We start from the raw sequence: 1,254 nt of genomic DNA on the forward strand, positions 1-1,254 counted from the left end.
CAAATACGACCATTAAGGATGGCGGTGTAATGGCTGGAGGAAATATTGAACGTTACTTCCAGAATGATGTCAACGACACACCGGCTTTACGACGTTACCCAGCCACTGCCGAATTAACATCGGGCTTTCTACGTTTTTCAACGACAGATAAATTGTATAAACCGGCAGGTTCAGACTGGACATCTGTTTTGGCCAATCCAACTTTGCGTAGATTGTATTTTACCGAAAAAGGAATTGCCACCCAATATGATGCACTTTCTAGTTATTACAGCACCAATTCACGTTTCATTGACTTCTTTGCAAATGAAGTAAAAGGATTGCCCGGTAACACAGGAAATGAAGGGTATACGGGTTCTGGCATGCGCATTTATTCTGGCCAACAATTAGAAATTGAAGGAAAAAAACAATTAACTGCAGCGAGTGACCAAATTCGTTTAACGACTAATTATGGTGCATCTAATCCTCAACTTACCTTGTTTAGTGACGATTTTATGCAACTCTATGCTGCAGGTGCAATTAATTTGAATGGTGGGCGTATGCGTGGTGTAGCTGAAATTAGTAGTGGGATTACAATTGGGGATTCGCAAGGGACGTTAAGTATTAAAAATTCATCTACTTATTTGGACCAAGTCGTTGTGCAGTGCCAATCACTTTACGACCGTACGACATCGAGTCCAGCAAATATGGTTGTGAGCACATCAGGTATTTTATCTCGTGCAACGTCTGCTAGAAAATATAAGTTAAATATCGCTGATATTTCCGATATTCAAACAAAAGCAAAAAAAGTTTTGGCGATTACGCCAAAGAAATGGAACGACCGTTCACAAGTAGAGGAACTAGCAAATGCACTCAATACGCAAACCTTAGAAGAACTAGATCCAGCAGTAAAATTAGATACATTCTATGGCTTTATTGCGGATGATTTTCATGATGCTGATTTGACAGAAGTTGTGCAATACAACGAACAAGGCGAAGTAGATGCATTAAGCTATGACCGTATTAGTATTTATCATAACGTCGTGTTAAAAGAGCATGAGGATAAACTAACGCAACAAGCAGCTGAAATTGAAGCGTTAAAACAGCAGGTAGCTACATTAACGGAACTTGTGGAAGGGATGGTAAAAGGATGAAGTTACAATTAATTAACGATGTACGAAGCTTGAAAGTAACGGACAATGGCACTGTTATTGAATATGCAGTATTAAATAATGAAATGCGTCGCATTTCGTTGAGCACCTTTACAGAAATTCTAGT

Annotated in this window: 1 protein-coding gene; it reads left to right on the forward strand. The window is 39.2% G+C overall.

What is annotated here, in order from left to right:
• Positions 1-1,130, forward strand: a 1,130-nt coding sequence (locus KTHG_RS21555) for a hypothetical protein (RefSeq protein WP_370362831.1), incomplete at its 5' end; no start/stop codon positions are given.
• Positions 1,131-1,254 lie beyond the last annotated feature (124 nt).

This window comes from Kurthia sp. Dielmo (assembly GCF_000307285.2).
In the GTDB taxonomy this organism is placed as follows: domain Bacteria; phylum Bacillota; class Bacilli; order Bacillales_A; family Planococcaceae; genus Kurthia; species Kurthia populi.